At 72.9% G+C, this 2,675-nt stretch carries 2 protein-coding genes; one reads left to right on the plus strand and one right to left on the minus strand.

Features of this window, described 5'->3' with window-relative positions; all coding sequences use genetic code 11:
• Nucleotides 1-2,224, plus strand: a 2,224-nt coding sequence (locus J7E68_RS12515; RefSeq protein WP_215173053.1) for a hypothetical protein, incomplete at its 5' end; no start/stop codon positions are given.
• A gap of 137 nt (nt 2,225-2,361) precedes the next feature.
• Here J7E68_RS12515 and J7E68_RS12520 read toward each other — a convergent pair.
• Nucleotides 2,362-2,675: thiamine pyrophosphate-dependent enzyme (locus J7E68_RS12520; RefSeq protein ID WP_251048941.1), on the minus strand; the 314-nt coding region annotated here is incomplete at its 5' end.

The raw sequence follows: 2,675 nt of genomic DNA on the forward strand, positions 1-2,675 counted from the left end.
GATCGGCCTCGGCGAGGAGAGGCTCGAGGGCGGCTTCTCGGGCGGCGAGGAGCCGGAGCACGCGCTGTCCCGCGTGCTCGTGCCGTATCTGCGCGCCGGGCGGTTCGACGAGGCGAAGAGCGCGCACCTTCGCAGCTACCGTCTGGCGAAGGACAACCCCGACAATCTGCGCATCGTCGCGAACAACATCGTCTTCGCCGCCCTCACCGGCAACGAGGCCCGCGCACTCGCGCAGGTCGAGCGTCACATCTCGTGGCTCTCGCATGACGGACTCAACGTCGACGCGCACTTCGCCGCCCTCGCCGCATTCGCCTTCGCCCTCGACCGCGTCACCGCCGCAGGGCACGCCGACACCCCGGTGCGCGGCGCGGACTCCCCCGCCCTCACCCCGTTCTTCGGCGAGCACGACGGTCCCTGGGGCGCCGCCGACCTCGCGGCCACCGCCTGGGCGGCCGCCGAGCGCATCGGTGCCGAGTTCGACCGCCGCGACGGCACCGAGGGTCACGCGCGCAGCCTCGCCCGGATGCGCGCCCTCGCCGAGGAGCGGTACGACGTGCCGATCCGGTCGGACGCGTTCGTCGCCGCGCCGGACACCGCCGGCCCCGCCGACCCGGACGCGTGGTTCGACCGGGTGATGGATCTCGCCCAGTTCGGGGCCGAGCACGAGACCCTGCAGGCGCTGCCCCACGCCCTGGCCGTCGAGGATCCCTCGAAGATCGCCCAGCTCATGTCGCTGCGCCTCGGCATCCTGATCGCTCTCGACCGCGCCGACGAGGCAGCAGAGCTTCTTCCTGCGCGGATCGACGCACTGCGCGCCGCAGGGCTCGACGCACAGGCAGGTCTGGAGCAGCGCCTCGGACTCGCGACCTTCGGGCTGAACACCGCCGACGCCGCGGCCGCCCTCGAAGACGAGCTCGCGACCGCCGCGACGCTGCCCGCCTGGTCTCGCGGCGACCTCGCGATCAGCCGGGCATCGCTGCACCTGCACGCCGAGGAACCCGATGCGGCGCTCGACATGGCGGAGGTCGCCGCACGCGCCTTCGCCGAGGCCGATGACGCGCGGCTGACCAACACCACGACCCTCGTCGCGATCGCAGCCGTGCTGCACAAGGGCGACATCGAGGCCGCATCCGCTCTGCTGGATCGGTTTCTGGCACAGGACGATCTGAGCACCGGACACCGGGCGCAGGCCCTGCAGACACGCGCCAGGGTGCGCGGCGGCAGCGAGGCGTACGTCGAGGGAGCGACGGATGCCGACGAGGCGTCACGCCTGCTCGCGGGACTCGGCGCGACGACGGCGCTGGCCGGCGCGCATCTGCTCGCCGGTGCGCTCTGGGAAGACGCCGGGGATGCCGAGAAGGCGGTGACCCGCTACCGCGTCACCTCCCGCCTCGTCGCCCAGGAGGGCGGCGACCAGGCGGGGGCGGACTTCCGGCTCGCGCGCGCCATGCTCGCCGCCGGGGACGCCGAGGTCGCGGCAGAGCTGTTCGGGCAGGTGCTCGAGCGCGAGGAGAAGGCCGAGGGGCACGCCTCCTCGCGGGCGATGACCGCATCGCTGCTGGCGCGCGCGCTCGCGACCGCCGGCGAGTTCGGCCAGGCGGTGGGCGCCTACGGCTACGCCGCCGACCTCTTCGGCGAGGCGGACGAGCACGCCGACCAGGCCGTCGCGCTGACCGAGCGTGCGAAGATCCTCGCCCGGTTCGACGAGCAGGATGAAGCGATCGAGTCGCTCGAATCGGCATCCGGGATCGTGCGCAAGGCACCGGATGCCGTCGGCGCTCTCGTCGACGTGCTGCACAACCTCGGCCAGGCCTACGGCGTGCGGCACGACGACCGCGCCTTCGCCCTGTTCGACGAGGTGACAGCGCTCGCTCAGGAGCACGAGGCCGGATGGCTTCTCGCCGACGTCACCGACTCCCGCGCACGGGCTCTGGCGGAGTTCGGGCGCACCGACGAGGCCGTGGCCGCGGCGCTCACGGCGGCCGACGGCTTCGCGGCGCTCGGGGATGCCGGGTCGGCCGGCGGAGCGGAGCTGTGCCCCGCTCGTCTGCGCGCCGGCGACGAGCGAGCATCCGACGCCGTGCCGATCTACCGCAGCGCGCCCGAGCACGCCACCGAGCATCCGCCCCTGCGCGAGGTCTCAGCCCTCGAGCTCGGCACCGTGCTCGAGGCGCTCGGCCGCCACGGTGAGGCCGCCGAGGTGCGGGCGCTGCTCGACAGCTGAGGCTCGCCGGCCCCGTGCGCTCGACGAGGCCGTGGCGATCGGCAAGTCCGATCGCTCCTCGCAAGTCCGAATCCCGCGGATTCGGACTATCGAGGAGCAATCGGACTCACGAGGCGTCGTCTCCAGGATCCCGCGGGTCAGAGGAACTGACGCCAGTTCGCCCGTGCCAGGTCGAGCAGCTCGTCTCCCTTGCCCGACATCACGGTGCGGATCGCGTACAGCGCGAAGCCCTTGACCTGGGCGGCCTCGATCGCCGGCGGCATCGACAGCTCCTGCCGTTCGGTGACGACGTCGAGCAACGCGGGCCCGTCGTGCGCGAGCACCTCGCGCACGGCATCCGGCAGATCCTCGCTGTTCTCGACGCGACGGGCGAAGATCCCCATGGCCTCGGCGATAGCCGCGAAGCCCGGGTTGGTGAGCTCGGTTCCGTAGTTCACGAAGCCGGGGGCCT

The sequence above is a fragment of the Microbacterium sp. ISL-103 genome (assembly GCF_018613995.1).
Classification (GTDB): domain Bacteria; phylum Actinomycetota; class Actinomycetes; order Actinomycetales; family Microbacteriaceae; genus Microbacterium.